The sequence below is a fragment of the Paraburkholderia phymatum genome, assembly GCF_040965635.1.
Classification (GTDB): domain Bacteria; phylum Pseudomonadota; class Gammaproteobacteria; order Burkholderiales; family Burkholderiaceae; genus Paraburkholderia; species Paraburkholderia phymatum_B.
Map to the genome: position 1 here is coordinate 38,441 of NZ_JBFRCH010000018.1, position 25,360 is coordinate 63,800.

The 25,360-nt window shown below is 62.9% G+C and carries 22 protein-coding genes; 15 read left to right on the forward strand and 7 right to left on the reverse strand.

Translation table 11 applies throughout. From position 1 onward, the window contains the following. Nucleotides 1-59: 59 nt before the first annotated feature. From AB4Y32_RS25665 to AB4Y32_RS25675, 3 genes are all read right to left on the reverse strand, one after another. Complete coding sequence (locus tag AB4Y32_RS25665) at nucleotides 60-1,271, reverse strand: class I SAM-dependent methyltransferase (RefSeq protein WP_368724043.1); 1,212 nt, start codon at nucleotides 1,269-1,271, stop codon at nucleotides 60-62. Nucleotides 1,272-1,335: 64 nt separating this feature from the next. Then, entirely contained in the window at nucleotides 1,336-3,069 is a 1,734-nt protein-coding gene (locus AB4Y32_RS25670) for an NADPH-dependent assimilatory sulfite reductase hemoprotein subunit (RefSeq protein ID WP_368724044.1), read from the reverse strand. 8 nt (nucleotides 3,070-3,077) lie between these two features. Further along, entirely contained in the window at nucleotides 3,078-4,922 is a 1,845-nt protein-coding gene (locus AB4Y32_RS25675) for an assimilatory sulfite reductase (NADPH) flavoprotein subunit (protein ID WP_368724045.1), read from the reverse strand. A 410-nt stretch (nucleotides 4,923-5,332) separates the two neighbouring features. On the opposite strand from AB4Y32_RS25675, the gene AB4Y32_RS25680 reads away from it, so the two are divergent. Both AB4Y32_RS25680 and AB4Y32_RS25685 read left to right on the forward strand, forming a co-directional pair. Beyond that, entirely contained in the window at nucleotides 5,333-6,574 is a 1,242-nt protein-coding gene (locus tag AB4Y32_RS25680; protein WP_368724046.1) for a cystathionine gamma-synthase family protein, read from the forward strand. Nucleotides 6,575-6,964: 390 nt separating this feature from the next. Beyond that, entirely contained in the window at nucleotides 6,965-7,264 is a 300-nt protein-coding gene (locus AB4Y32_RS25685; protein ID WP_368724047.1) for a hypothetical protein, read from the forward strand. A gap of 485 nt (nucleotides 7,265-7,749) precedes the next feature. Here the strand turns inward: AB4Y32_RS25685 and AB4Y32_RS25690 are convergent, their stop codons facing one another. Next, complete coding sequence (locus AB4Y32_RS25690; RefSeq protein WP_368724048.1) at nucleotides 7,750-8,409, reverse strand: NrsF family protein; 660 nt, start codon at nucleotides 8,407-8,409, stop codon at nucleotides 7,750-7,752. Next, entirely contained in the window at nucleotides 8,406-9,062 is a 657-nt protein-coding gene (locus tag AB4Y32_RS25695) for a sigma-70 family RNA polymerase sigma factor (protein WP_439899842.1), read from the reverse strand. Before AB4Y32_RS25695 ends, AB4Y32_RS25690 begins: the two co-directional genes overlap by 4 nt. A 127-nt stretch (nucleotides 9,063-9,189) precedes the next feature. On the opposite strand from AB4Y32_RS25695, the gene bufA1 reads away from it, so the two are divergent. From bufA1 to AB4Y32_RS25720, 5 genes are read left to right on the forward strand one after another with little or no spacing between them, the layout of a single operon-like run. Further along, nucleotides 9,190-9,501, forward strand: coding sequence for a BufA1 family periplasmic bufferin-type metallophore (gene bufA1 / locus AB4Y32_RS25700; protein WP_368724049.1), 312 nt, complete (start codon nucleotides 9,190-9,192; stop codon nucleotides 9,499-9,501). Between the two features lie 14 nt (nucleotides 9,502-9,515). After that, nucleotides 9,516-10,406: an MNIO family bufferin maturase gene (gene bufB, locus AB4Y32_RS25705; protein WP_368724050.1), complete on the forward strand. Its 891-nt coding sequence runs from the start codon at nucleotides 9,516-9,518 to the stop codon at nucleotides 10,404-10,406. Next, nucleotides 10,378-11,190, forward strand: coding sequence for a DUF2063 domain-containing protein (locus AB4Y32_RS25710; protein ID WP_368724051.1), 813 nt, complete (start codon nucleotides 10,378-10,380; stop codon nucleotides 11,188-11,190). Before bufB ends, AB4Y32_RS25710 begins: the two co-directional genes overlap by 29 nt. Further along, nucleotides 11,187-11,681: a DoxX family protein gene (locus AB4Y32_RS25715; RefSeq protein ID WP_368724052.1), complete on the forward strand. Its 495-nt coding sequence runs from the start codon at nucleotides 11,187-11,189 to the stop codon at nucleotides 11,679-11,681. Before AB4Y32_RS25710 ends, AB4Y32_RS25715 begins: the two co-directional genes overlap by 4 nt. A 22-nt stretch (nucleotides 11,682-11,703) precedes the next feature. Beyond that, nucleotides 11,704-11,928 carry a GDCCVxC domain-containing (seleno)protein gene (locus AB4Y32_RS25720; protein WP_368724053.1) on the forward strand — a complete coding sequence of 75 codons (225 nt, stop codon included), beginning with the start codon at nucleotides 11,704-11,706 and terminating at the stop codon, nucleotides 11,926-11,928. Between the two features lie 466 nt (nucleotides 11,929-12,394). On the opposite strand, the gene AB4Y32_RS25725 is transcribed toward AB4Y32_RS25720, so the two are convergent. Together AB4Y32_RS25725 and AB4Y32_RS25730 are read right to left on the reverse strand one after the other, a co-directional pair. Continuing rightward, nucleotides 12,395-12,610: a hypothetical protein gene (locus AB4Y32_RS25725; RefSeq protein WP_368724054.1), complete on the reverse strand. Its 216-nt coding sequence runs from the start codon at nucleotides 12,608-12,610 to the stop codon at nucleotides 12,395-12,397. A 159-nt stretch (nucleotides 12,611-12,769) separates the two neighbouring features. Beyond that, on the reverse strand, nucleotides 12,770-12,973 hold the full coding sequence (locus AB4Y32_RS25730) for a hypothetical protein (RefSeq protein WP_368724055.1): 204 nt from the start codon (nucleotides 12,971-12,973) through the stop codon (nucleotides 12,770-12,772). On the opposite strand from AB4Y32_RS25730, the gene AB4Y32_RS25735 reads away from it, so the two are divergent. From AB4Y32_RS25735 to AB4Y32_RS25770, 8 genes are all read left to right on the forward strand, one after another. Beyond that, nucleotides 12,953-15,343 carry a PAS domain S-box protein gene (locus AB4Y32_RS25735; protein ID WP_368724056.1) on the forward strand — a complete coding sequence of 797 codons (2,391 nt, stop codon included), beginning with the start codon at nucleotides 12,953-12,955 and terminating at the stop codon, nucleotides 15,341-15,343. The two genes, AB4Y32_RS25730 and AB4Y32_RS25735, sit on opposite strands and share 21 nt — an antisense overlap. 428 nt (nucleotides 15,344-15,771) lie before the next feature. Next, entirely contained in the window at nucleotides 15,772-17,433 is a 1,662-nt protein-coding gene (locus AB4Y32_RS25740) for a Na/Pi cotransporter family protein (protein ID WP_368724057.1), read from the forward strand. Between the two features lie 544 nt (nucleotides 17,434-17,977). Continuing rightward, nucleotides 17,978-19,669 carry a 5-guanidino-2-oxopentanoate decarboxylase gene (locus tag AB4Y32_RS25745; RefSeq protein WP_368724058.1) on the forward strand — a complete coding sequence of 564 codons (1,692 nt, stop codon included), beginning with the start codon at nucleotides 17,978-17,980 and terminating at the stop codon, nucleotides 19,667-19,669. Then, complete coding sequence (locus tag AB4Y32_RS25750) at nucleotides 19,666-21,171, forward strand: aldehyde dehydrogenase family protein (protein WP_368724059.1); 1,506 nt, start codon at nucleotides 19,666-19,668, stop codon at nucleotides 21,169-21,171. Before AB4Y32_RS25745 ends, AB4Y32_RS25750 begins: the two co-directional genes overlap by 4 nt. A 114-nt stretch (nucleotides 21,172-21,285) precedes the next feature. Then, complete coding sequence (locus AB4Y32_RS25755; protein WP_368724060.1) at nucleotides 21,286-22,383, forward strand: PotD/PotF family extracellular solute-binding protein; 1,098 nt, start codon at nucleotides 21,286-21,288, stop codon at nucleotides 22,381-22,383. 5 nt (nucleotides 22,384-22,388) lie between these two features. Beyond that, nucleotides 22,389-23,315 carry an ABC transporter permease gene (locus tag AB4Y32_RS25760; protein WP_368724061.1) on the forward strand — a complete coding sequence of 309 codons (927 nt, stop codon included), beginning with the start codon at nucleotides 22,389-22,391 and terminating at the stop codon, nucleotides 23,313-23,315. Next, on the forward strand, nucleotides 23,312-24,154 hold the full coding sequence (locus AB4Y32_RS25765) for an ABC transporter permease (RefSeq protein ID WP_368724062.1): 843 nt from the start codon (nucleotides 23,312-23,314) through the stop codon (nucleotides 24,152-24,154). Before AB4Y32_RS25760 ends, AB4Y32_RS25765 begins: the two co-directional genes overlap by 4 nt. Before the next feature lie 38 nt (nucleotides 24,155-24,192). Further along, nucleotides 24,193-25,266: an ABC transporter ATP-binding protein gene (locus tag AB4Y32_RS25770; protein ID WP_368724063.1), complete on the forward strand. Its 1,074-nt coding sequence runs from the start codon at nucleotides 24,193-24,195 to the stop codon at nucleotides 25,264-25,266. Nucleotides 25,267-25,360 lie beyond the last annotated feature (94 nt).

The following is a 25,360-nucleotide window of genomic DNA, read 5'->3' on the forward strand; positions in this document are numbered from 1 at the left end:
CGTTGTCCTCTCAAGTGAATTCGCCATCGCGGCGGGAATGATCGCGGTGCCGGACATGCTCAGTTCGGTGCGTAAATGTAGCGGCGCGACCACGGAAGCTTGCTGGCTCGGGTGCCCGCCTTGCGGGCGACGATCTGGTAAATCGCGACGTCATCGTTTTCGAACGCATAGGCACAGCCAGCGAGATAGATTCGCCAGATGCGGAACGTCTTCTCGTCGACCAGTTCGCGCAGCGTCGTCGCATTCGCCTCGTAGTTGGCGCTCCATAGCCGCAACGTTTGCGCGTAGTGCCGGCGAAGATTTTCCACGTCGAAGGCTTCGAGCCCGCCTTCCTGCATTGCATTCAGCGCGAGACTCAGATGAGGCAACTCGCCATCGGGAAACACGTACTTGTCGATAAACACGCCGCCGCCGTATGCCGTCTCACCGCTTTCGTGGTCCGTCGACGTAATGCCGTGATTCATCACGACACCATCTTCGGCAAGAAGGTCCTGCACGTGCTTGAAGTACTCGGGAAGGTTCCGGCAGCCCACATGCTCGAACATGCCGACGCTGGTGATCCGATCGAAGCGTCCGCTTACGTCCCGGTAATCCTGCAAGCGGATCTCGATGCGGTCCGACAGACCGGCCGCGTTGACCAGTTCAGTCGCCCACTCGAACTGGTTTTTGGACAGCGTGATGCCGACACACCGCGCCCCGAACTTGCGCGCGGCTCGAATGACGAGCGCGCCCCAGCCGCAACCGATGTCGAGCAACGTTTGACCAGGCCGAAGCTGGATCTTCGCGAGGATATGGTCGATCTTCTTTTGCTGGGCCGTCTCCAGATCCTCGTTGCCATTCTCGAAGTACGCGCACGAATAGACCATGCGGCGGTCCAGCCACAGCCGGTAAAAGTCGTTTGAGATATCGTAGTGATACTGGATCGCGCGCTCGTCGGATGCCTTCGAATGGTTGAAATAGCGTGCGACGCGATGCAGCTTTCCGTGAACATCCGGCGACGTCATCGCGAGCGCATAGCCGAAATTCACGATGTCATTCAGGTTGCCTTCGATGTCGATTTTTCCCTGCACGTAGGCTTCTCCCAGACTGTCGAGCCGATGCGACAGCAGCAACGGCATGGCGGCCGCCGATTTCGCGTGCAGCGTGACGGCCGGCTGCCGGAAGGTGCCAAGGTCATGCGACTGGCCGTTCCACAGTGAAACGCGTGCGGGAAGATTGGTCCGCTCGCGCACATCGGCCGCCCACGAGGCCAGCTTTCTTTCCCAAAACATCAACTTCTCCTTCATGGACCGCAACGAACCCGTATCGCCGATGCAGACAGTGCAAGACGCCGGATCAACGGTTGAAATCGCGTCCTGTACGGACGGCATCGACGTAGCCTGCGCGAATGACGAAGTCCCCGAAGTGCTCGTGCTCGCGACGCTCGCGCGCGAAGTGGCCGAGCGTCGTGTCGAGTGCTTCGAGAATCGCCTCTTCGCCGACGTTCTCGAGATACATGCGGTTGAGTCTCTCGCCGTGAAAGCCGCCGCCGAGATAGAGGTTGTATTTGCCCGGTGCACGTCCCGATAGCCCGATCTCGGCGATGTAAGGCCGGGAACAGCCGTTCGGGCAACCGCTCATGCGCATCGTGATCGGCACGTCCATGAGCCGGTGCACTTCGAGCAGGCCTTCGATCTTCGTGACGAGAGAGGGCAGATAGCGCTCGCTTTCGGCCATCGCCAGACCGCACGTCGGCAGCGCGACGCAGGCCATCGAGTTCACTCTCAGCGCGCTGCCATAAGCGCGAGCGAGCAGACCATATTCTTCGGCGAGCCGCTCGATCTGTTGCCGGTTCGCGTCGGGTATCTGCGAAATCACGATGTTCTGATTGGGCGTCAGCCGGAACGTGCCGACGTGCACTCGCGCGATTGCTCGCAAGCCGTCGAGCAGCGCATGGCCCGGACGATTGCTCAGGCGGCCGTTCTCGACGAAGAGCGTGAGGTGATGCATGCCGTCTTCGCCTGTGTTCCAGCCAGGCGAGTCGCCGTTCGATATGAACACATACGGACGCGCAGCGTCGAGTGCAAAGCCAAGCCGGCGTTCGATTTCCGTTTTGATCCAGTCGAGGCCGCGATCGTCGACTGTGTACTTGAAGCGCGCATGCGCGCGATCCAGACGGTCGCCATAATCGCGCTGAACGCCCATCACGGCCTCGCAGGCGGCAAGCACCTTGTCGGGCGTGACGAAGCCGATCACATCGGCGAGCCGCGGATAGGTCGCCGCAGATTGATCGCTGCGGCCCATGCCGCCGCCTATCGCGACGTTGAATCCCTTCAGTTCGCCGTGCTCGGCGATGGCGATGAATCCCAGGTCTTGTGAGTAAACATCGATGTCGTTGACGGGCGGAACCGCGAAGCCGATCTTGAACTTGCGCGGCATGTACGTCTTGCCGTAGAACGGCTCTTCGGGCTGCGCGCTTTGCCCGGGTGCCTCGCCGTACCAGATCTCGCGATAGGCGGGCATGCGCGGAATCGCCTGATCGCTGGCGCGGTGCGCGAGGTCGTACACGGCGGCGTGGAGCGGCGACAGATGCGGATTGACCGAGCACATCACGCCGCGTGCGTCGTCGCCGCAGGCCGAGATCGTATCGAGCTGCACTTCGCGCAAGCCTTCGATGACGGAGCGCAGATCATGCTTGAGCACCCAGTGGAACTGGACCGTCTGCCGCGTCGTCAGCCGCAATGTTTCGCCGCCGCTCGCGCGCGCAAGCTCGTCGAGTTTGAGCCACTGCGTGGGCGTGCAGACGCCGCCCGGCATCCGCACGCGGATCATGAACTGAAACGCAGCCTCCAGCTTCTGCCGCCGACGCTCGTCGCGCAGATCGCGATCGTCCTGCTGATAGATGCCATGGAATTTCAGCAGCTTGGTGTCCGTTTCGGAGACTGCGCCCGTCAGTGGATCGGCGAGTCCCTCGCGAATCGTGCCGCGCAACTGATCGCTCGCGGCTTTCAGGCGCTCGTCCGCGCTCAACTTTTCGATGGGCTGCGACAGGTCTCGGCTGCGATCGGGGTCAGTAGGTTGGTTGCTCATCGTGGTACTCAGTAGACGTCGCGCTGGTAGCGCCCGTCGCGTTGCAACTGTTGCAGGTACGCTTGCGCGCACTCGGTATCGAGCCCACCCTCGCTGCCGACGATGTCGAGCAGCGCGTGATGGACATCGGGAGCGAGGCGGCTTGCATCGCCGCAGACGTACAGATGCGCGCCTTCCTCGAGCCATGCAAAGACATCGCGGGCATGGGCCTGCATACGATGCTGGACGTAGACTTTTGCTGCGCCGTTCGCGCGACGGTCGCGCGAGAACGCAACGACCATGCGCGTCAGTGCCTTGTCTTTCAGCAGCCGTTGCCACTCCGTCTGATAGAGAAAATCGGTGCGGAAGTTGCGCTCCCCGAAGAAGAGCCACGAGCGTCCGTTGGCACCGCGTACCTCGCGCTCCTGCATGAAGGCGCGGAACGGCGCGACGCCTGTGCCCGCACCGATCATGATGATCGGCATGCCGTCGTCTGGCAGTCTGAAGTTCGAGTTACGGTGCACATACACGGGCAATTCGGTATCGAGCTCGATGCGATCGGACAGTTGACCCGATGCCACGCCCGCGCGCCGTTCGCCATGCAGCTCATAACGCAACGCCGATACGGTCAGATGCACTTCGTCGGGCGCGGCGGCCAGGCTCGATGCAATCGAATAGAGGCGCGGTTGCAAAGGCCTCAGCGCAGCGAGGAAGTGCCCGGCATCGATACCGCCGACGGGGAACTGCCGCATCACGTCGATGATGTGGTGGCCGCGCATGTAGGCGGCCCGCTCGTCGGCATGTTCATCGCTTGTCAGGCGTTCGAGCGCGTGCGCGCCGGAAAGCCGTGCCCAATGCTCGAGAAAGCGCGGCGTCAGCGCGGTGACTTCGAAGCTCGCGCCGAGCGCATCGCCGATCGAGATGTCCTTGCCTTTCACATTGACGATCTGCGACCCGTCGAGATCGAGCGCGCGCAGAACGGCATCGACTACGGAAGGGTCGTTCGTCGGCACGACGCCCAACGCGTCGCCCGGTTCGAAGCTGAGCCCCGAATCTTCGAGCGACAGCTCGATATGCCGCGTTTCCTTCGACGATCCGCGCCCTGTCAGCGCAATGTTCTCGATGACGCGCGCGTAAAACGGGCTGTGCCTGTCGATGGCCGCTCGTTTCGGCGACGAAGCGGGAGAGGGCGCACGCCGCACTGTGCTTTGCACATGGCCGCCCGCAGGCGAACTCTTCGCGAGGATCGCGAGGGCTTCTTCGATCCACGCATTCGCTGGTTGTTCGTAGTCGACGTCGCAGTCGACTCTCGGCGTAAGACGCTCGGCGCCGAGTTCTTCGAAACGGCGGTCGAGGCGCTTGCCGGCCTCGCAATAGCGTTCATAGGTCGAGTCGCCCAGAGCAAGCACCGCAAATCGCAGGCCGGACAGCTTCGGTGCCTTGCGTCCTTCGATGAATTCAAAGAAGTCCGCTGCCGGCTGCGGCGGATCGCCTTCGCCATATGTACTCGCGACGACGAGAACATCCTGCTCGTCCTTCAGTTGGCGCACTTTGTAGCTGGCCATGTCATGCAACGATACGGCGAGGCCGCGTTGCGCCGCTCGCTCGGCGAGCGTGCGGGCCAGCGCCGCGCTGTTGCCGGTTTCGCTGCCGTAGAGCACGGTCAGCCGACGTGCGGCCGTACCGCCCGTGTCGTCGTCAGCAGCAGGCAGTTGGGACGCTGCTGCTTGTGGTGATGCACTAGCCTTTTCGAACCCCGCTAAAAATCCGCTGACCCACGTGAGCTGCCTGGAATCCAGCGAATTGGTGAGGGCCTTGATGTGTTCCCATTGGGCGTCGGTCAGCCCCGGGCCCCGAAATTCCGCAACAGTCATCTCTCGTGTCGGCTCCCGATGTGCACGCCGCGCTGGCCCGTGCCAGTACGAATTCACGCGCGTCTGCACAGTGCAGCATGCGTCGTTCCATGGCCATTTTCCGGCAGCCGTTCTCAGCAGGCAAATTCATTGTCATTGCAAATGAATGCAAAAAAGTTGATATGAAAGGATGGCTTTCTGGAGATCTCGTCGATAGTCGCGGAGCATGGCGAGATAGCGTGGCGGCGCCTGTCTTCGGTGCGTGGAGCGCACCACTCGCGGCTATCGGCGTATGCGGCACGCTGGAGTGTCTGGGCGTCAGCCGCATGAAAGGGCTCGCCGGTGATGCAACAAGCGGCGCTGAAGATTTCGCGCACCACGGGTTACCGGAGATAATGGCCGGAAGCAACGACTTAAGAAGGGGAGTAGGGATGGACAAGCAAGGCTTCACCACAGGCATCGTTCACGGCGACAGGATCGCGGGCACTGAGCACGGCGGCGTGCGTCAACCGATTCATACGTCAGTGCAATATGGTTTCGAGCGCGTCGAGGATCTGATCGGCGTATTCCAGGGCACAAAGAAGGGCGGCTTCAATTACGCGCGGCAAGGCACCCCCACGACGGCCGCGCTCGAACGCAAGATCACGGGCCTCGAAGAAGGTGTCGGCACGGTCTGCTTCAGTACCGGCATGGCCGCGATCACGGCGACGTTCCTCACGCTCTTGCGAGCGGGCGATCATCTGGTATCGAGCCGATACGTGTTCGGCAATACCAACAGCCTGTTCGGCACATTGAGGATGCTCGGCATCGAAGTCTCGACCGTCGATGCATGCGATGTCGAGAATGTGAAGAACGCAATCCGGCCGAATACACGCATGGTGTTCGTCGAGACCATCGCCAATCCGGGCACGCAGATTCCCGACCTGCAGGGCATCGGCGACGTGTGCCGCGAACGCGGCATTGCGTATGTCGTCGACAACACGATCACCTCGCCGGCATTGTTCAGGCCGAAGGCGGTCGGTGCCAGCCTCGTCATCAACTCCCTGACCAAGACGATCGCGGGTCATGGCGCCGCGCTCGGCGGAGCGGTGACAGATACGGGCCTGTTCGACTGGAGCGCGTATCCGAACATCGCCGATGACTATCGGCGTTCGGCGGCCAAGGAACAGGGGCTTTTGCAGATCCGCAAGAAGGGGTTGCGCGACATGGGCGCGTCGTTGTCGTCCGAGCAGGCGCACTCGATCGCGATGGGCGCGGAAACGCTCGCCTTGCGCGTGAAGCAAAGCAGCGACAACGCGCTCGCACTGGCGCAGTTTCTGGAAGGGCACAAAGCCATCGGCAAGGTGTTCTATCCTGGCCTGAAGAGCCATCCGCAATACGGGATCGCGCAAGCGCTATTCAAGGGCGCATCGTGGCTGTTGTCGTTCGAACTGCTTCACGCGGAGCGCATGATCGAAGTCGTCAACGCGCTTGAGCTGCCGATCAAGGCGACGGGTCTCGCCGACACGCGCACGCTGATCATTCCCGTTGCGCCGACGATCTTTTTCGAAGCCGGCCCGGAAACACGCAAGGCGATGGGCATTTCCGACGGCATGCTGCGTCTGTCGGCGGGCATCGAGGATATCGACGACCTGATCAAGGATTTCTCTCAAGCGCTCACGTTGGCGGTGTAAAGCGTTGTGGGACAGGTTCCGGCCTGTTTCGTTTGCAAAAACTCTGTGTGGCGGCGGACCGCGCTTTCTCGTTCGTCAGAGTGAGGCGGTCGACAATGCGCGGCAGAAAGGCCGAAAAAAAAGCGTCCGCCCAAGCGGAAGCTCTGAGAACGATGCTTGTGTCGCTGAGCGTTCCACGACGGTTTCAGGCCCGCGGAATTGTTTCTCGAACACAATGAACATCAAGGTGGAACAGTCAATTCTATTCGCTTCACTACTTGCAGCAAACCTTCCGTTGTTTCGAACCCAACACCCGCGTTCATCGCCCGGCAGGTTTGCTCTGGATGTGCAAGGATAGTCGTGCAACTCGCACGTGTCTGAACACGCTAGACAACGCAACCGGGAGGGAAGATGGGAGAAAACGCAAAGACGCTGTTCGTCGCTTCCGAGGACATTGCAGCAGCGTTGAACCTGCTGGAGAGCATTGAGGTTGAGGTCGGGTTCGACAGCGATGATCCGGATAGCATCGAGCAGGCAATTCTCGCCGTCGAGGAGGCGATCAATACTCGCCTGAGCGGCCATCGCGGCGATGCGCGTATCGAATCAGCCATTCTTCGCGTCAAGCTGGACTTTCGGTGCGCGATCCTTGATCAAGCATCGTCCGATGAGGATGACGATGAGGCCATCAGCAGCGTCCACACCCTCCATTGATGATTTCTGGCCCATACCAGCCGATCGCCAGTTGGCATCGGGTGAGCCACGTCATGTAGCGCTGAACTGATTTCCGTGGCTGTGACGAGAAATATCTCGAACCTCTTGCGCTGCACGACAGGATGCTGCAACTCAACACGGAACCTGCCGGATGCCGACCGGAAGCAGTTCCGCCTTAGCGGACATTGGGATGGGCCCGTTCCGACGTCGGCAATGTAGGAGATTGTTGACGGTGGCGGCATCGAACAGCCGAACGGCAGCTTCCTGCATCCGCGAACTCACACTTCCGACCCGTTTCCATCATTCAGTGCTCGACTTCGTGAGTGTCCGCAATGGCACGCATGTCAGACACCGGAGCGGCCACGAGCAATGGTACGAAAGTCGTACGGTTCCGGAAAATCGCCAGTATCGTCTTCGTCCATAAGCGCGTCATATTGATGGGCGATTCGCGTGCGCTCGATACCACAAGTGGGCCGCCAGTGCTGTCATCGGACAGGCGATATCACCCACGCGAACAATCGGTTTGAGTACCACGCGCTGATCAGCAACAGTATCGTCGCGACGCCGAAATTCCAGACCAGGATCATGACCGTCGCGTCGAGCGGATGAAACATCGACAGCGCCACGGCCGTGAGCGCGGCGACGGCCAGGCTGCCAGTCATCACCACGGGAGCGGGCGCGAGCCGCGCAACGTGGCGCAGCATGATCAGCAGGGCGAGCGAGAGAGGAATACCCGTGAGACCGAGCGTCGCAAAACAGCGCGCGGTTTCCCCCAGTGACATGCCGTCCGGGCCGATCTCCACCCAGTTCGTCAGACATCCATAGCCGATCGTCGATACCCACGCCCCGAGCGCGGGCAGCGGCAACAGCAGCCAGCGCAGCGACCTTCCCGGCACGCTGGCAACGAACGACGCGACGGCAGCAAGAATCCCCGTCAACGCGGCCGCAGCCACACCGGTCACGAATACCGGCTGCTGGAGCTTCGCCGCGAGGTCGGGCCGCACACCGTGCGCCACGCCGAGCAGAATGAGCACGAATGCGGCGAACAGCAGCCAGCCAGCCGCGCGCATCGCGGGCGCGCGCAGCGGGCGCACCGGCTTCGCGTCGGCAACCAGCGATTCGATCAGATCGGAGGTCTGACTCATTTGCGGTCTCCCTGCGTCAGGAGCTTGCGCAGGCCCTTCAGCCCGCGATGCACCGCGACCTTCAACGCGGCAACGGTCATTCCACTCGCCACAGCCGCCTCTTTTAATGACATTTCTTCGAGTTTGAGCATGCGTATCGCGTCGCGCTGCCCGGGCGGCAAGCGCTCGATCGTCTCGCGCAGCATGCGCGCATCCGTGGCCTCTTCCATCAGATTCGCTGTGGGGTCGGCCAAGGTTTCGTGCTCATCGTCCAGCGGCAGTTCGCGGGCGTCAAGGCGTCCATCGTGGCGCAGCGTATCGACGATGCGGCGCATCGCGACCGTCAGCAGCCACGGGCCAAACGGTCGCCCGGGGTCATAGGTGTGGCGTACGAGGTGCACGGTGGTGAGAACGTCCTGCACGACGTCTTCAATGGTGTCGTGACGGACCCCATGGCGGCTCGCCAGACTGCGCAGGTACGGTGTCATGCTCTGTAGCAGGTGTCGGTAGGCGTCGCGGTCGCCTTGCTGCGCCCGCGCCATCAAAACGGACCAGTCGGGCGTGCCATCGGGCCGGATCGCGTCATCCAGCCTGGCGGCGCGCGGCCCCTTGCCGGCCGGTGCAGATTGGTCGGGCTGCATGTGCGCGGCGCGGCTGTCTCGGTAGTCGGACATCGTTGCAGTTCGTGGATGAGGCAAGCGGCCCAAATATTTTCGGCGCGCGGGGTAACCTTTGGCCGCGACGGACCGAATCTGGTTGTGTGGTCGCGTCTTCGCGATCCCAACCCTCGGAGAAGATACTATGAGCAAGTCCGCTTTGACCATATCGTCGCTGTCCGCCGCGGTCGGCATGGCGCTCGCCATACAGGCGCTCCCCGTGCAGGCGCAGGGTATGGGCAACCCGCCGCAGGTCGTGAAGGACAACATGGCCAGAATGGCACAGAACCACCTCGAGAAGTGCTACGGCATCAACGCGGCGGCGAAGAACGACTGCGCCGAAGGGGCTCACTCGTGCGCCGGCCAGGCCACGCAGGCGCGCGACCCGAAGTCATTCGTGCTGTTGCCGGCAGGTGATTGCAGCAAGATCGCGGGCGGCCATACCAAGGCGGGTTGAGAGGCATCGCGGCCATGAGCGCAACCGTCAGCCGCGCACGCGTGCCGACCGGCGCGATTCCCACAGCGGCCGGCGTGGGTTTGCGTTTTCGCCATCATCGTGCCGTGCTCGATGAACGTCCGGCCGCGGCGTGGTTCGAGGTACACACTGAAAACTACATGGGCGGCGGTCCCGCTACACGCTGTCTGGATGCCATACGCCGCGACTATCCGGTGTCCCTGCACGGCGTGGGCCTGTCGCTCGGCAGTGCCGATGGGCTCGACGCCGCCCATCTTGCACGCGTGAGTCAGGTCATCAAGCGTGTGCAGCCTGGCCTTGTGTCCGAGCATCTTGCCTGGAGCGTGGCAGGCGGCACGTACCTCGCCGATCTGCTGCCGTTGCCGATGACCGAAGAAGCGCTCGACGTCGTGTGCCGGAACGTCGATCAGGTGCAGACGGCACTAGGACGGCGAATTCTCGTGGAGAACCCGTCCACCTATCTTCGCTTTTCGCATTCGACGATACCGGAGTGGGAGTTTCTCGCGCATCTCGCACAACGCACGGGATGCGGACTCCTGTGCGACGTGAACAACATCTACGTGAGCGCGTGCAATCATGGCTGGAATCCACACACGTATATCGACGCGCTGCCATCGGCGGCCATCGGCGAAATTCATCTTGCAGGCCACAGCGTGAGGCAACTCGAGGGCGGCCGCGCGCTGCGCATCGACGATCACGGCTCACGTGTCGCGCCGCCAGTGTGGGCGCTCTACGCAGCTGCGCTGCAACGCTTCGGGCCCGTGCCAACGCTGATCGAATGGGACACCGACGTGCCGTCACTCGATGTTCTCATCGAGGAGGCCGCAATAGCGGAATCGGCATTGGAGGTAGTTCGACATGAACATGCACGCGCCATCGCTGGCTGAGCTTCAACGGACAATGCGCCGGAGCCTGCTGGAAGGTGCCGATGAAGGCGCGGACGCCGTCGTGCTCGCCGATGGTCTCGATACGCCAACCCGCCTGAACATTTACCGGAACACGGCGGAAGGTGTGCTGGTCAATGCGCTGCGGCTTGCCTTTCCCGCCGTTCAACGCCTGGTCGGCGCGGACTTCTTTGAGGGCGCGGTGCGCCTGTTCGTGCGCGCCGAGCCGCCGCGCAGCGCATGGCTCGACGAATATGGCGCACAGTTTCCGGCCTTCCTCGGGAAGATGCCGCAGCTCTCATCGGTGTCGTATGTGGCCGACGTCGCGCAGTTCGAATGGCAGGTGAATGGCGTACTGCACGCCCCCGACGTCCCGCCTCTCGATCCCGCGTGTCTCGAACGGCTCGACGAGGACGCGCTCGGCACGCTGCGGTTGTCGCCTCACCCTGCCACGCGGCTGCTGCGCTGCGACGCTCCCGCCGACGCTATCTGGCGCGCCGTGCTTCAGCAGGACGACGCTGCGCTGCGCGGGATCGAGCTTGCGGCCGGTCCGGTTTATCTGCTCGTGCAACGCGTGACCGAAGGCGTCGATACGCTGCGCTTGAGCGTTGGAGAGTGGCACATCAGCAAGGCGCTTTTTGCGGGCGAGGCGCTCGACGCGGCGCTGGCATGCGCGCCCGAAGCGGATGGTTTTGCACTCGTCGGTGCATACCTGGCGCGCGGATGCTTCGCACAGACGTCGAAAACTGCAAGCTGCATCCGGATCAAGCAGAGAACATCAACATGACTCGCCTCTCCAACTCTGCAGACGGCCGCAACGTCTTTCAGTGCGCAGTTCAGTTGCTGCAACGCGTGCCATACTGGCTGCTGGCCATTCCGCTGCGCCTCGCGGTCGCAACGATTTTCTGGAATTCGGCGATGACCAAGCTCGCGAACTGGGATGCGGCACTCGAACTGTTTCGCGACGAATACCGGATACCGGTATTGCCGCCGGATGTGGCGGCATACATTGCGGTATCGATAGAACTGAGTATGCCGGTGTTGCTGGTGCTCGGCTTGGGCGTCAGGCCCGCCGCGCTGGTTCTGCTCGGGATGACCTCCGTGATCGAGATCTTTGTCTACCCGCAGGCGTGGCCGACGCATATTCAGTGGGCAGCCATGCTGCTCGTCCTGCTGTGCCGGGGAGCCGGAGCCTTGTCGCTTGACCATCTGATACGTCAGCGATGGTGGAGGGACGCTTCGTCGGAAGTCCCCGGGCGTCAGCGCGGTGACAGTTGAACTCGACAGGAAGACCCCCACCGTGAGCACAATCGTTCTCACATCTGTCCTGACCTGCCCGCAATGCGGAGCTGCTACGCCCGAAATCATGCCCACGGATGCATGCCAGTTGTACTACGGGTGTCCAGCCTGTCATGCGCTGCTGCGTCCGAAGCCGGGCGACTGCTGCGTATTCTGTTCATTCGGCTCGGTACCGTGTCCGCCTGTTCAGCACAAGCGCGCGTGCTGCGAACCTCAGACAAGGTGACGATAGATACGAACTCAGCGGTCGATCGATCGAACAAGTTAATCTCACGTCGTCAAGGTTGCCCGCCTGGAGGTTGTCCTTGTAGTCCCTTCTTCGCAGGAGACCAACGAGACTTTAAACACGGTAGATGAGCCGATGTCCGCGGTGCGATGCATTGCCGACGCTCGAATGCCAGTGAAAATGCAAGGACCAGTGACCGCAGATGGCCGGGAGCACCAGTTCCGTGAACGTTCTACAGAGCCGACGTTGGAGTCTTCAAAGGCAGCTTTCGGCGGGTGGGTGAACGCGTATTGCAGGCCAGCAAGAGACGCTTGTCACTTCATGTCAGATGGACGCCCAACGCTACGTGGCGGCCATACGCATGTCGATGGAATGCGCCGCGTCGCCCCAGCGCGTCAGAAGCTGTGATTTTTGGGCCAATGAGGATCGTGCGGACGAAACGGTATCCAGCCCTGCGGGCACGAACTTATTGCCAGAAAAATCTGCCATGCCCCTTTTCGGCTTCTTCCACTTCCATCATGACCAGTCTTCGAAGCTCCTGAAGTACCTCCAGGCTGACTGTCAGGTTTTTATGCAGCTCTTCAGAATCCTGGCGAGTGGATGGGCTTTTGCTGATTGACTCCAGGCGGCGCTTTTGTTCCGCTATTCGTCGTTCGCAATCGCGTATGTTCGCGTTGATCATGGCAAGTTCGTCTATCGGACTCGTCTGCGCCATGGTGCCCCCAAATTTCCGGCCGCTGCGTTCATGGAATACCCCAACGGTCCAACCTGATCCTACGCCACGCGGCCGATCGCAGCACGTCCGTCCTTCGCAAAAAGTCGACGGGCAACGCAGTGCACATCAGGTGCGGATTTCGCCTGATGCATAATCCTGAAGGTCGGCGGGCTCGCGGGGGAGAACATCGCCCCACAGCACCGGTTTGGTCAGCCCGGGTACGACGGAACGCGCAATGGTCGCCGGGATATCTGTTGCAAGAGTGCAGACTTCAACTTTATCGGACGTCAACATCGACGAGGGGGTCTGATGAAAGGCGAGCAGTACCACGATATCGATTCTTTATGGCTGCAGTCCCTGGTCATGCGCGTTTCGGAATATGCGATCTTCAGGCTCACGGAGCGAGGGGAGGTTGCCAGCTGGAATCCTGGTGCCAGACGTATCAAAGGCTACGACGCCGACGAAATCATCGGCCGCCATTTTTCCGTCTTCTACACGGACGAGGACGGGCGCAACGGCGTCCCGGAAGCAGGTCTGCGGGCCGCGCGGGAGCACGGGCAATACGAAACGGAAGGCTGGCGGGTGCGCAAGGACGGCACGCGTTTCTGGGCCAGTATCGTGATTACCTCGCTGCACACCGCTGACGGTACATTCATCGGCTTCGGAAAGATCGTGCGCGACACAACCGACAAACGCATGGCCCATGAAGCCGTGATCGAAAGTGAGCGGCGGTTCCGGCTGCTGATGCAAGGGGTAACCGACTACGCACTATTCATGCTGTCCCCTGTGGGACTCGTGACGAACTGGAACCTGGGGGCGACACGTATCAAGGGCTATGAGGCCAGTGAAGTGATCGGAACGCACTTCAGGCGGTTTTACACGGCCGAAGACGCCGCTCAGGGTCTGCCAGAACGTGGCCTGCAGACCGCTGAGAGGGAAGGCCGGTTTGAGGACGAGGGCTGGCGGGTCAGGAAAGATGGCAGCCGGTTCTGGGCCAATGTCGTAATTGACGCAATCCGCGACGAAGACGGAAAGCTGGTCGGGTTCGCCAAGATCACCCGGGACGTCACGGAACGCAAGACCGCGCAGGAGCAACTGGAAAAGGCACGGGCGGCGCTGCTCCAGTCCCAGAAGATGGAGGCGCTCGGAAAACTGACCGGCGGTGTCGCACACGATTTCAACAATGTGCTGCAGGTGTTGCGCGGCAACCTTGAATTGCTCGAAGGCCGCCATGGCCGCGATGCCTGGACAGGAGAACGTCTGTACAAGGCAATTGAAGCGGTCGAGCACGGGGCCAATCTCGCCTCTCAGCTGCTCGCGTTCGGACGCCGTCAGGCGTTGCAGCCAATTGTCGTAAATCTGGCTGTGATGTTGCGGGGCATGGATGATCTTCTCAGAAGGGCGCTGGGCGAAGTAATCGACGTCGAGACCGTCATCGCGGGTGGCCTCTGGAATACGCTCGTCGACCCGAACCATCTCGAGAATGTTGTGCTGAACCTGGCCATCAACGCCCGCGACGCCATGCCTGAGGGCGGCAAGCTGACGCTGGAACTGTCGAACGCAATGCTCGATGAGCACTACACTGCGCTGGCCGCTGACGTTCAGGAGGGGCAATACGTGCTGCTCGCGATCACCGACACCGGAACGGGCATGACCCGCGATGTCCTGGAGCGCGCTTTTGAGCCTTTTTTTACCACCAAGCCGGAAGGCCAGGGCACGGGGTTAGGCCTGAGCATGGCGTACGGCTTCATCAAGCAAAGCGGTGGTCACGTCAGGATCTACAGCGAACCTGGACACGGGACGACCGTGAAGATCTATCTGCCCCGCTCGATGGAGAAAGCGGTCGACCTCGAACCCAGAGAACCGGTAGTGCCTACGGGCGGGGCCGAAACCATTCTCGTCGTTGAGGATGACAAACGTGTTCAGGCAACCGCCGTCGAAACGCTCAGACAACTGGGTTACACGGTACTGAAGGCGGACGACGCCCAGAGCGCACTCGCAATCGTGCAAAGCGGGACTCATATCGATCTGATGTTCACGGACGTGGTGATGCCCGGCACGATGCGCAGCACCGAACTCGCGAAACTCGCGACAAGGATGCTGCCGCACCTCAAAGTCCTGTTTACGTCGGGATATACGCAGAATGCAATCGTGCATGGCGGCCGACTGGACCCAGGTGTGCATCTGCTGAGCAAGCCCTACAGCCGCGAGCAGCTCGCATCGAAAATCCGCCGGCTGCTGGGACCGGCCGGCACGACTGACGTGCAGCCTCCGCTCGCACCGTCGTCTGCAGTTCCGCCGTCGTCCGAGCCGTCTTATGCAGCGGCAAGCCTCGCAATCCTTGTCGTAGATGATGACAACGGCTCGCGGGAGGTGGTGAGTGAACTGCTGACCAGCATGGGCTACGACGTGCGTCAGGCTGCGGATGCAGAAGAAGGATTGCGTGCATTGATGACCGGGAAAACCGATGTGCTTCTCACGGACATCGCCCTGCCGGGGCGGTCGGGCGTTGAGCTGGCGAGGGCGGCTATCGAGCGCAATCCGGGCATCAGGATTGTTTTTGCATCGGGTCGTGACGCACCGACGCCGGAAGAGGTTGGGTTCGATTGCAAGTCGCTTCGCAAACCATTCACGATCGGGCAGTTGCATGCGCTCATCGCGGCGATGCGCGGACCGGTCGAGCGGGAGAAAAAGGAGTGAGGGGCGAGCAGGCCGTATGTGGCGGTGCGGCGACACCATCGCGCCGCCGCGAGTCGGACGTCAAATGTAAGGCTTTCTGACGCGAGTCAGCATAGCCGGCCCTGCGGGACGAGATAACCACAACAACGCTTGAGGTTGACGCGCCGAACCGTCATCTGGGCGATGCAGTCGGGTGCGATGGGCGCGGCATCGGCGTTGCGCGAGACTAGCGTGGCGAGCCGGTCAAGACTGGCAGGCCACCAAAATCGAAGTGAACCGCGCGTGGCCTGATATTTGCACGGTATAGCGGCAACAACCGGGGCTTGCGAGAGGAAGTCTCGCTCCGGGTTCAGCCGGTAACGGTTCAGGCTCTTATGCGAACGTGCAGGCGAGGCGCGACACGCCCGTACGAAGAGTCAAATGACCCGTCGTTCGGCACGGAGGGCGCTATGACGTTGACGTTCACGCTGATTGATCTGGCTGGGTCCGTTGCGCTGCTGCTGTGGGGTACCCACATGGTGCAGACGGGCATCCAGCGTGCATTCGGCGCCAGCCTTCGCTCACTGCTCGGTCGTGCCCTGCGCGGGCGACTGAGCGCGTTCCTCGCCGGGATGGGCGTCACCGCGGTATTGCAGAGCAGCACGGCAACGGGACTCATGACGGCCGGCTTCGCTGCTGGCGGCCTCGTCGAGTTGATCCCCGCGCTCGCCGTCATGCTCGGCGCGAACGTCGGCACGACCCTGATCGTGCAGGTGCTGTCGTTCGATGTTGCAGCGGCCTCGCCGGCGCTGATACTCGTCGGCGTGCTGATGTTCCGGAAAGCGTCGAACACCCGCGCACACGATCTGGGTCGCGCGGTCATCGGGCTGGGCCTGATGCTGCTCGCGCTGCATCAGTTGCTCGGGCTGATGTCAGACTACGATGACGCGCCCAGTCTGCGCATGCTCCTGGGTGCCGCATCCACTGTGCCGGTGGTGGACGTGCTGCTGGCGGCGGGTCTCACGTGGGCCGCGCATTCGAGCGTGGCGATCGTCCTGCTCATCATGTCGCTGTGTGCGCAGAACGTGGTGCCGCCCGAGGCCGCATTCGCACTGGTGCTGGGCGCGAATCTCGGCACCGCCATCAACCCGCTGCTGGAAGGGACCACCGCAGGCGATCCGGCGTCGAAGCGCTTGCCGGTGGGCAATCTGCTCTCCCGGGCCGTGGGCGTCGTGATGGTGCTCGCCGTGCTCGGGCCGCTTGGCCAGCTCATGGTCGCGATGGAACCGGACAATGCCCGGGTGGTTGCCGATTTTCATACGCTCTTCAACCTGGTGCTCGCCTGCCTGTTCCTGCCGGTGCTGTCTCCCTACGCGCGACTGCTGGCCCGGCTGCTGCCCCAGCGCGTCGACCCAGCCGATCCGTCGCGGCCGCTGTATCTGGACCCGGCCGCACGGCAGATGCCGATGGTGGCGCTGGGCAATGCGGCACGTGAAGCACTGCGTCTGGCCGATGTGCTCGGCGAGATGCTGGCGGGTGCCCGCGCCGCGCTGGTGGACGGCGACCGGAAACTGATTGTGGAAACCCGCCGGCGCGATGACATCCTCGACCACCTGAATACCGCGATCAAGACGTACCTGACGTCGCTCGATCCCGAACAGCTTTCTGAGAACGACCATCGGCGGCTGCACGAGATCCTGACGTTCGCTATCAACATCGAGCAGGCTGGCGACGTGGTGGATCGGAACCTGCTCCCGCACGCCACCAAGCGCGTGAAGCGCGGACTCGCGTTTTCAAAGGAAGGGGAAGCGGAACTGCTGGCCATGCTGGACCGCCTGATGGCCAATCTCCGTACGGCCGCTTCGCTGTTCATGACGGAGGACCCGGGCACGGCACGCATGCTGGCTGACGAGAAGGTGGCCTTCAGGGAAGCGGAAACCACTGTGACGGCTTCGCACTTCGAGCGGCTGCGCTCCGGTCGCATCGACACCGCCCAGACCAGCGCACTGCACCTCGATCTGCTGCGTGACCTGAAGCTCATTAATTCACATATCGTGGCTGCCGCCGCGTACCCGGTCCTCGAACGGACGGGAGCCCTGTTGCCCAGCCGGATCGCCGCGAACGAAATGTAGTCCGAAAGAAGCGAGCTCACACGCTGTGTGGGATGGCCCGACAGCCCCCGGGGGAGAACAAGCCGACGTGAGGGCGTGACGGGCGCAGGATGGGCTCGCGACGACACTCTGATCGCGCCTTCGATCGCGGCGCGAGCCTGCCGCTCGTTCTGCATGATCGGCTATCGGCTGATCTTGGAAGATGCGTCGACAGGGCGCGCGGAGAAAGGTCCGGCGCTGCCGCTTGCACCCCACACATCCGCGCCGCTGTCCTGCACACCCGTTGATCCAACTTCGTCGAATCGCACTGCGCCAGCGGCCTGCGCGTTTTCGGCTGCCCGAATTCCGCGGTCTGTATTCGGACAAAGTTTTGCGCTGTCTCCCGGTCGCGTGGACCGCATGAGGGTTTTCCTGTGGTCATGCGCGACGGTCATGCGCGCCATGAAAACTTATCGATTGTTCGACGTCGCACGAACCCCAACAATGATCTGGACCACGCAGTGTCTTCACAGGTGACAGCTACCGTATCCGTTTGGGACGGTACCAACCAGGAACGTGACAGGCGATGAACTTTCCCGAAACTATTGCCCACTTCGATGAAGCGGGAACAAGGCCGCCCGCGCGGCCTGCGACAAATCTCACATGTGGCGAAGCGCTTGTCGCTTTGCTGGAGGGATATGGTGTCCAGTACGTGTTCGGTATCCCGGGCGTACATACGGTCGAACTCTATCGGGGACTCGGCGCTTCGACGATCCGGCACGTTACGCCGCGCCACGAACAGGGCGCGGGCTTCATGGCGGACGGATATGCGCGCGTGACCGGCAAGCCGGGCGTGTGTTTCGTCATCACCGGGCCTGGCATGACCAACATGGCGACCGCGATCGCGCAGGCTTATGCGGACTCCATTCCAATGCTCGTTATCTCAAGTGTGAACGCGCGACGCCAACTGGGCACAGGGGACGGACGTCTGCACGAGTTGCCATCGCAGCAGGATGTGTTCAGCGGGTTCACCGCGTTCTCGCACACGCTGCTCGATGCCGCGGAACTGCCGCAGGTGCTGGCCCGTGCATTCGCGGTTTTTGGGAGTGCCCGACCGCGACCGGTGCACATCGAGATTCCGCTCGACGTGATCGTGGCGCCAGCGGTTGGCATGAATCTCATATCCACCGCGCTGCCCGCAAAGCCCGCTGCCTGCCCAAATGCCCTGGCTGCGGCTGCAGACCTGCTCGCCGGGGCGCGACGGCCACTGATCCTTGCTGGCGGCGGAGCGTCGGATGCACCCGTCGAGCTCCGTGAACTCGCCGAACGCCTGCAGGCGCCCGTCGCACTGACCATCAATGCCAAAGGCCTTCTGCCCGCTGGTCACCCGCTCCTCATCGGCTCGACACAATCGTTGGCGCCAACGCGGGCAATGGTTCGCGAAGCGGATGTCGTGCTCGCCGTCGGGACCGAGCTGGGGGAAACCGATTATGACGTGATGTTCGACGGCGGCTTCGCGATCGAGGGCCTGCTGATCCGCATCGATATCGATGGTCAGCAGCTGATGCGCAACCTGCGCCCGGATGTGGCCATCGCAGGCGACGCGAGGCACGCGCTCGGCAGCCTTTCGACGCGACTGCACGAATGCGCCGCGCACGCGCCGCAGTCCGACTGGGGCGCTCCGCGTGTTGCGGCCGTACGAGAGGCCCTGATGGAAGGCTACGACCGGCCGACGCGCTCACAGATGCATCTGATCGACACGATTATCGGCATGCTGCCGGATGCGATCATCGCGGGTGACTCGACGAGTCCCGTCTATGCGGGCAACTTTGCATACGACGCTCCGGCTCCGCGTTCCTGGTTCAATTCGTCGACCGGTTATGGCACGCTCGGCTACGGTCTGCCCGCTGCAATAGGCGCGAAGCTCGCGGCGCCCGAGCGCCCTGTCGTATGTCTGATCGGCGACGGCGGCCTGCAGTTCACCTTGCCTGAACTGGCGAGCGCCGTCGAAGCACGGGTTCCCGCGATCGTGCTGCTGTGGAACAACTTCGGCTATGGTGAGATCCGCAAGTACATGGCCGCACGCGGCATTGTTCCCGTCGGCGTCGACATTCACACACCGGACTTCATGGCGCTGGCGCGCGGTTTCGGATGCGCAGCCTGCCGGGCCGACACTCCGCTCGCGCTTGCGGCGCAACTGCGTCATGCCGTGCGGCGGGACATCCCGACGGTGATCGAGATCGATGAAGCGGACTGGTTCGCACGGGTGCCTGCATGAAACCGGACAACCTCCTCCCGTCGGGCATCCCGTTGCGCACCGAACTGTACATCGATGGCTGCTGGCGAGCAGCAGAAACGGGACGCCGTCTGTGCGTCGTCAACCCGTCGACGGAGCAGAAGATTGCGGAGGTAGCGGCGGCCGACGCCGCTGACGTCGACTGTGCGGTGCAAGCCGCGGCCCGGGCCCTGCGCAGCTGGAAGAATACGACGGGGGCCGCTCGTGCCGCTCTTCTCCGTGCTATCGCGCGCGGCGTCGAGGCGCGCCGCACACATCTGGCGGCGCTCCAGTCGCTCAATAACGGCAAGCCGCTGGCCGAAGCGCAGACCGATGTGGGTGATGTCATTGCCACCTTCGACTACTACGCGGACCTGGCCGACAGCATGGATCGGACGGGCCTATCCAGCGTTGCGATCCCGAGCAGCGACTATCACGCGCAGATCAGCCGCGAGCCGGCCGGCGTCGTTGCGCTGATCGTGCCATGGAATTTCCCGATGGTCACCACGGCCTGGAAGCTTGCGCCCGCGCTCGCGGCCGGGTGCACCGTCGTGCTCAAGCCTTCGGAAATAACGCCGCTGCCCGAGCTCGAGCTCGCCGCCATCCTGGCGCAAGCCGGTGTGCCGCGCGGCGTGGTGAACGTTCTGACGGGCACGGGCACTGACGTCGGCGCTCCGCTTGTTGCGCATCCACTCGTCGCGAAAGTCTCATTCACGGGCAGTACCGCGGTGGGCGCGCAGGTCATGAAGACGGCGGCGGACACCATCAAGGGTGTGGGGCTCGAGCTGGGCGGCAAGTCGGCCATTATCGTGTTCGCGGACGCGGACCTCGAACTGGCTGCCGATCTGGTCGCGGCGGGCGGATTTTTCAACGCAGGCCAGATGTGTTCTGCCACGTCGCGGGTACTGGTCGAGCGGCAAGTCGCCGACGAGCTCGTCGCACGACTGGCGCAGCGCGTCACGCAGACCGTAGTGGGCGATCCGTTCGCGGCGGGAGTGCAGATGGGGCCGCTCACCAACCGCGGCCAGTATGAGCGCGTGCAGCGGTTCATCGCACAGGGCAAGGCCGCCGGCGCACGTCTGGTGATCGAGGGCTCGGTGCCGTCCGGGCCAGGATACTTCGTGAAACCGACGTTGTTTGTCGATGTCCCGTCCGACAGCGTGTTGTGGCGCGAAGAGATCTTCGGTCCGGTACTTTGCGTGCGCAGTTTCGATACAGAGGAAGAGGCAGTCCGGGTCGCCAACGACACCGAGTTCGGCCTCGTTGCAACGGTCGTCACGGAGGACGCGGCGCGCGGCAGCAGAGTCGCCCGCGAACTGGAAGCGGGCGTCGTGTGGATCAATGCACCGCAGCTGATCTTTCCGCAGACCTCGTGGGGTGGCTACAAGCGCAGCAGCATCGGCCGTGAACTCGGTCCGTTCGGCCTCGCTGCCTTCCAGGAAATCAAGCAGATCCTGATGCCAAAAGGGCAACCACCCGCGGCGCAGCGCATCGGCTACCCATGAGTTCACGTCATGATGCGCATGCAGAGATTTCGTTTGTTGCGCGTTTTTGACGAACCTACAGTTGATTCACCACCACGCCGACACGCGGCCACGCGACTGAAACTGGAGACGACCATGCAAGACATCAAACGGGGCAGAAGGCAGGCTATCAAGACGATTGGCGCGGCGCTGGCGGCATCGGCACTGCCGATGCCATTCATCAGTACTGCCAGGGCACAGGAGAAGAGCTTCGCCGGCAAGACGCTGCGGCTCCTGACGTGGTCCGACGACACGGGCGCGGCGGCGTTGCGCAACATCGCGAATACGTTTAGCCAGAAGACGGGTGCCCAGGTCATCGCTGATCGCGCGGACGGCACCTCCGGGATGGTCGCGAAGCTGAAGGCTGCCGGCGAGCGGCCTACGTACGATGTGATCACGCTAGCGGGTGTCGGTGCGTCGGGTCTCGCGGACGCAGGCCTGCTGATGAAACCGGATCTGGACAAGCTTCCCAACCTGAAGGACGTCGCCCCGCAGTACCGCACGGGCGCCAATGGCTTTGGCGTCGGCTATCTGCTCTGGTCGGACGGCCTGATCTACAACACATCGACCGTGAAGACGCCGCCCGCAAGCTATGAAGCGCTGTGGGACCCGAAGTACGCGGGCCGGCTTTTCCTGCCGCCGCCGGAATGGGCCGAGGCTGTCGATCTCGCGATCATCGCGGCGAAGATGGCAGGTGGCTCGCAGCAGAACATCGAGCCGGGATTCGCGCGGCTTGCACAGTTGAAGGAACGCGTGCTGACGCTGGGAGAAAACCCGAACCAGGTCGCCGATCTGTTCCGTACGGGCTCGCTCGATATCGGCGGCATCTACGCCCCGGCATTCTTCCCCGATCAGATCCGCAAACCGGAATACCGGATGGGCGTGACCTACGGAATGAAAGAGGGCTTCGCGACGCAGTTGATGTTCACCGTGATTCCGAAAGCACATCCCGGCGATCTCGATCTGATCCATGCGTTCATCAATCATTCGCTCGATGCGGGCGTCCAGGGGCGCATGGCCGCAGACGTGCTCAACGGTCCCGTCAACGGGAAGGCCGTCATCCCGGCTCAGAGCCGCGCGTTCGTGCCGTCGCCGCAGCAGATCGCCGAGAAGGCAATATTGCATGACGACAAGACGCTGGCCACCGTCCAGCCTGCATGGATCAAGCGCTACACCGCGCTCTTTGCGGCGTGATGGACATGCCTGCGCTCTCATCACGCCGCGCCGGGCAGGCGGCATCCGCAGACGAGGCCGCAGGGCAGCGCCGTGTTCCTCCGGCGTTGCCTCGCGTGCCGCCGTGGTTGCTGCTCGCGCCGATCTTCGCGTTTCTCGCGGTGCTGGTCGCGGCCGCCGTCGCGGTGCTGCGCATGAGCTTCGGCGAGCCTGGCAACGAGTGGCATGCGTTCACGCTGCAAAACTATGTGGAGCTGAGGGACGAGTACTTCCTGCATTCTCTGTGGCTGACGCTGCGGCTCGCATTGCAGAGCATGGTCTGTGCGGTTGTGCTCGCGATTCCCGTGGCGCTCGCGCTGGCGCGCACGCAATCGCGCCTCGCGCGGCGGCTTCTGCTTGCTGGCGTGCTGTTGCCGCTGCTGGTCAACCTGCTGCTGCAAGGCTATGGATGGCTCGTGATGCTCGGACCCGCGGGCCTCGTCAATCACGCGCTACTCGCGGCAGGCGTCATCCGGCGGCCGTTGCAGTGGCTGTATCGCGAGAACGGCGTGCTGCTTGGCCTGATCCAGACGGCGTTTCCGCTCGCCGTGCTGCCGATATCGAGCGCGATGCGCGCGATATCGCACTCGTACGAAGAGGCGGCCGCCACGCTTGGCGCGACACGCTGGCAGACGATGCGTCATGTGGTGCTGCCGCTGGCCATGCCAGGGCTCGTGTCCGGGGCGCTGCTCGTGTTCGCCTATAACGCGAGCGCATTTGCGGTGCCGCTGCTGCTCGGCGGACGCCGCGTGCCGATGCTCGCCGTACTGGTGCACGACCAGATTGCGCCGTTGCTGAACTGGCCCGCTGCATCCGCATCGGGTGTCGTGCTGATGGTGGCGACACTCACCGTGATGGCCATCTCGCAACGGCTCGTGCGCACGCTGCAACGTCACGGGGAGTCCCGCTCATGAGCACCTTGCGTATTCCCGCGGCCATGCCCGGCCGGCTCGGCCGGCTAACAGGGTTGCTCGCGACAGTCGTGCTGTTTCTCGCCGCGCTGCCGATCCTGACGATGATCACGATGTCATTCGGCAATTCGGACACGCTCGAATTTCCACCCCAAAGCTTCGGTCTGCACTGGTATCGCGCGGCGTGGCATGCGTTCGTGTCGCCCGATGCGGGCGACGTGCTGTCGATGGGCGCCGCGCTGACGACGAGCCTTGTCGTTGCCATCTCGACGATGCTGATCGCCACCGCGATATCCGTGCCGGCCGCGTACGCTCTCTCGCGTTACCGCTTCCGCGGCAAGGCGATCATCGAGCAACTGGTTGCGCTGCCGCTCGTCTATCCGCTCGTCATGCTGGGGCTTTCGCTGCTGCTCGTCTTCAACGCATTGCCGGTGGAACTCGGCGTGTTGCGGCTCATCATCGCGCACGTGATTCTCGCGCTGCCGTTCACGGTGAAGAACTGCGCGGCGTCCGTCGCGTCCGTCGGGCCGGAGTTCGAAGAAGCCGCCTGCGTGATGGGCGCAAGCCCGCATCGCGCGCTCTTCGATGTCGTGCTGCCCCTCATGCGCCCGGGCATCCTCGCCGGAATGCTGTTCGCGTTCATCATCTCGTTCAACGAGTTCACGGTGACGTTTTTTCTTTACAGCATCAACACGATGACGCTGCCCGTCTGGCTCTACAGCCGCACGGTCTCGTCGCTGGACCCGACCGTGTTTTCGTTCGCGGTGGTCATCGTGTTGATCGACTTTGCCCTGATCTGGCTGCTCGAAAAGCTCGTCGGCGACGAAGGCGTGGCGCTCTGATCTTCGCCATTACAGGATCACAGGGATAAGGAATGCTCATGACTCATCTGACACTTCAGGCCGTCACCAAGCGCTTTCACAACACGTTCGCCGTCGATCATGTCGATCTGAGCGTGCCCGACGGCAAGCTCGTCTGCTTTCTCGGGCCATCCGGTTGCGGCAAGACGACGTTGTTGCGGATGATTGCCGGGCTCGAAACGCCGACTTCCGGCTCGGTGATGTTTGCGGGCCGCGACCTCACCCATGTGCCGGCGAACCGGCGCGATTTCGGCATGGTGTTCCAGTCGCTCGCGTTGTTCCCGCACATGAGCGTCGCGGAAAACGTCGCGTATCCGTTGCGGTTGCGCCGTGTCGAGCGTGGCGCTCAGGCAAGACGCGTTGGCGAACTGCTCGAACTGATCCAGTTGCCGCATATGGCCAACCGGCCCGTTACCCAGCTCTCGGGTGGACAGCGTCAGCGCGTCGCGATTGCGCGCGCCATTGCGTCATCGCCGAAATTGCTGCTGCTCGACGAGCCGCTCTCGGCGCTCGACGCGAAGCTGCGCGAAGCCATGCAGGTGGAGATCCGGGTGCTGCAGCAGCGCCTGGGCATTACGACGATCATGGTCACGCACGATCAGCGCGAAGCCATGACGATGGCAGACGAGATCGTAGTGATGGAAAAAGGGCGCATCGCCCAGGTCGGCCGGCCGCTCGATATCTACCGCGATCCCGTGAGCGAGTTCGTGGCGGACTTCATCGGGCTCGGCAACATCCTGCCCGTGACTTTCGATGGCGAGGACAGAATCGGCTTGCCGGGCGGCCGGACGATCGTCGTGCATGCCGCTTCCCGCGTGGCGCGCACAGCGGGCGATATCCGTCTGCTGATCCGGCCGGAGGACGTGTGCGTGCGGCCCATCGACGCGACGCCGGGACCGAACGTTCTTGCCGGCAAGGTCACATTCGTGCGCGACGTCGGAGCTTCGATCGAGGCCACCATCGACTGCGACGGCTTCATGCTGACAGCGGCTACGACGCCGCGCGAGACGCCTTCCCTTGCGGTCGGCGTACAGGTGCTGGCGGAGATGCCGGCCCATGCCTGCCGGCTGATCGCGGCACGCACCGCGCACTGAATCATTTTTCACTTCCTGGGCGCCGCGGCGATGCAAGCCGCGATCGCCCGAGCGAACGGATACGGCGGCAGCACGACATCACGGAAGACAGGAT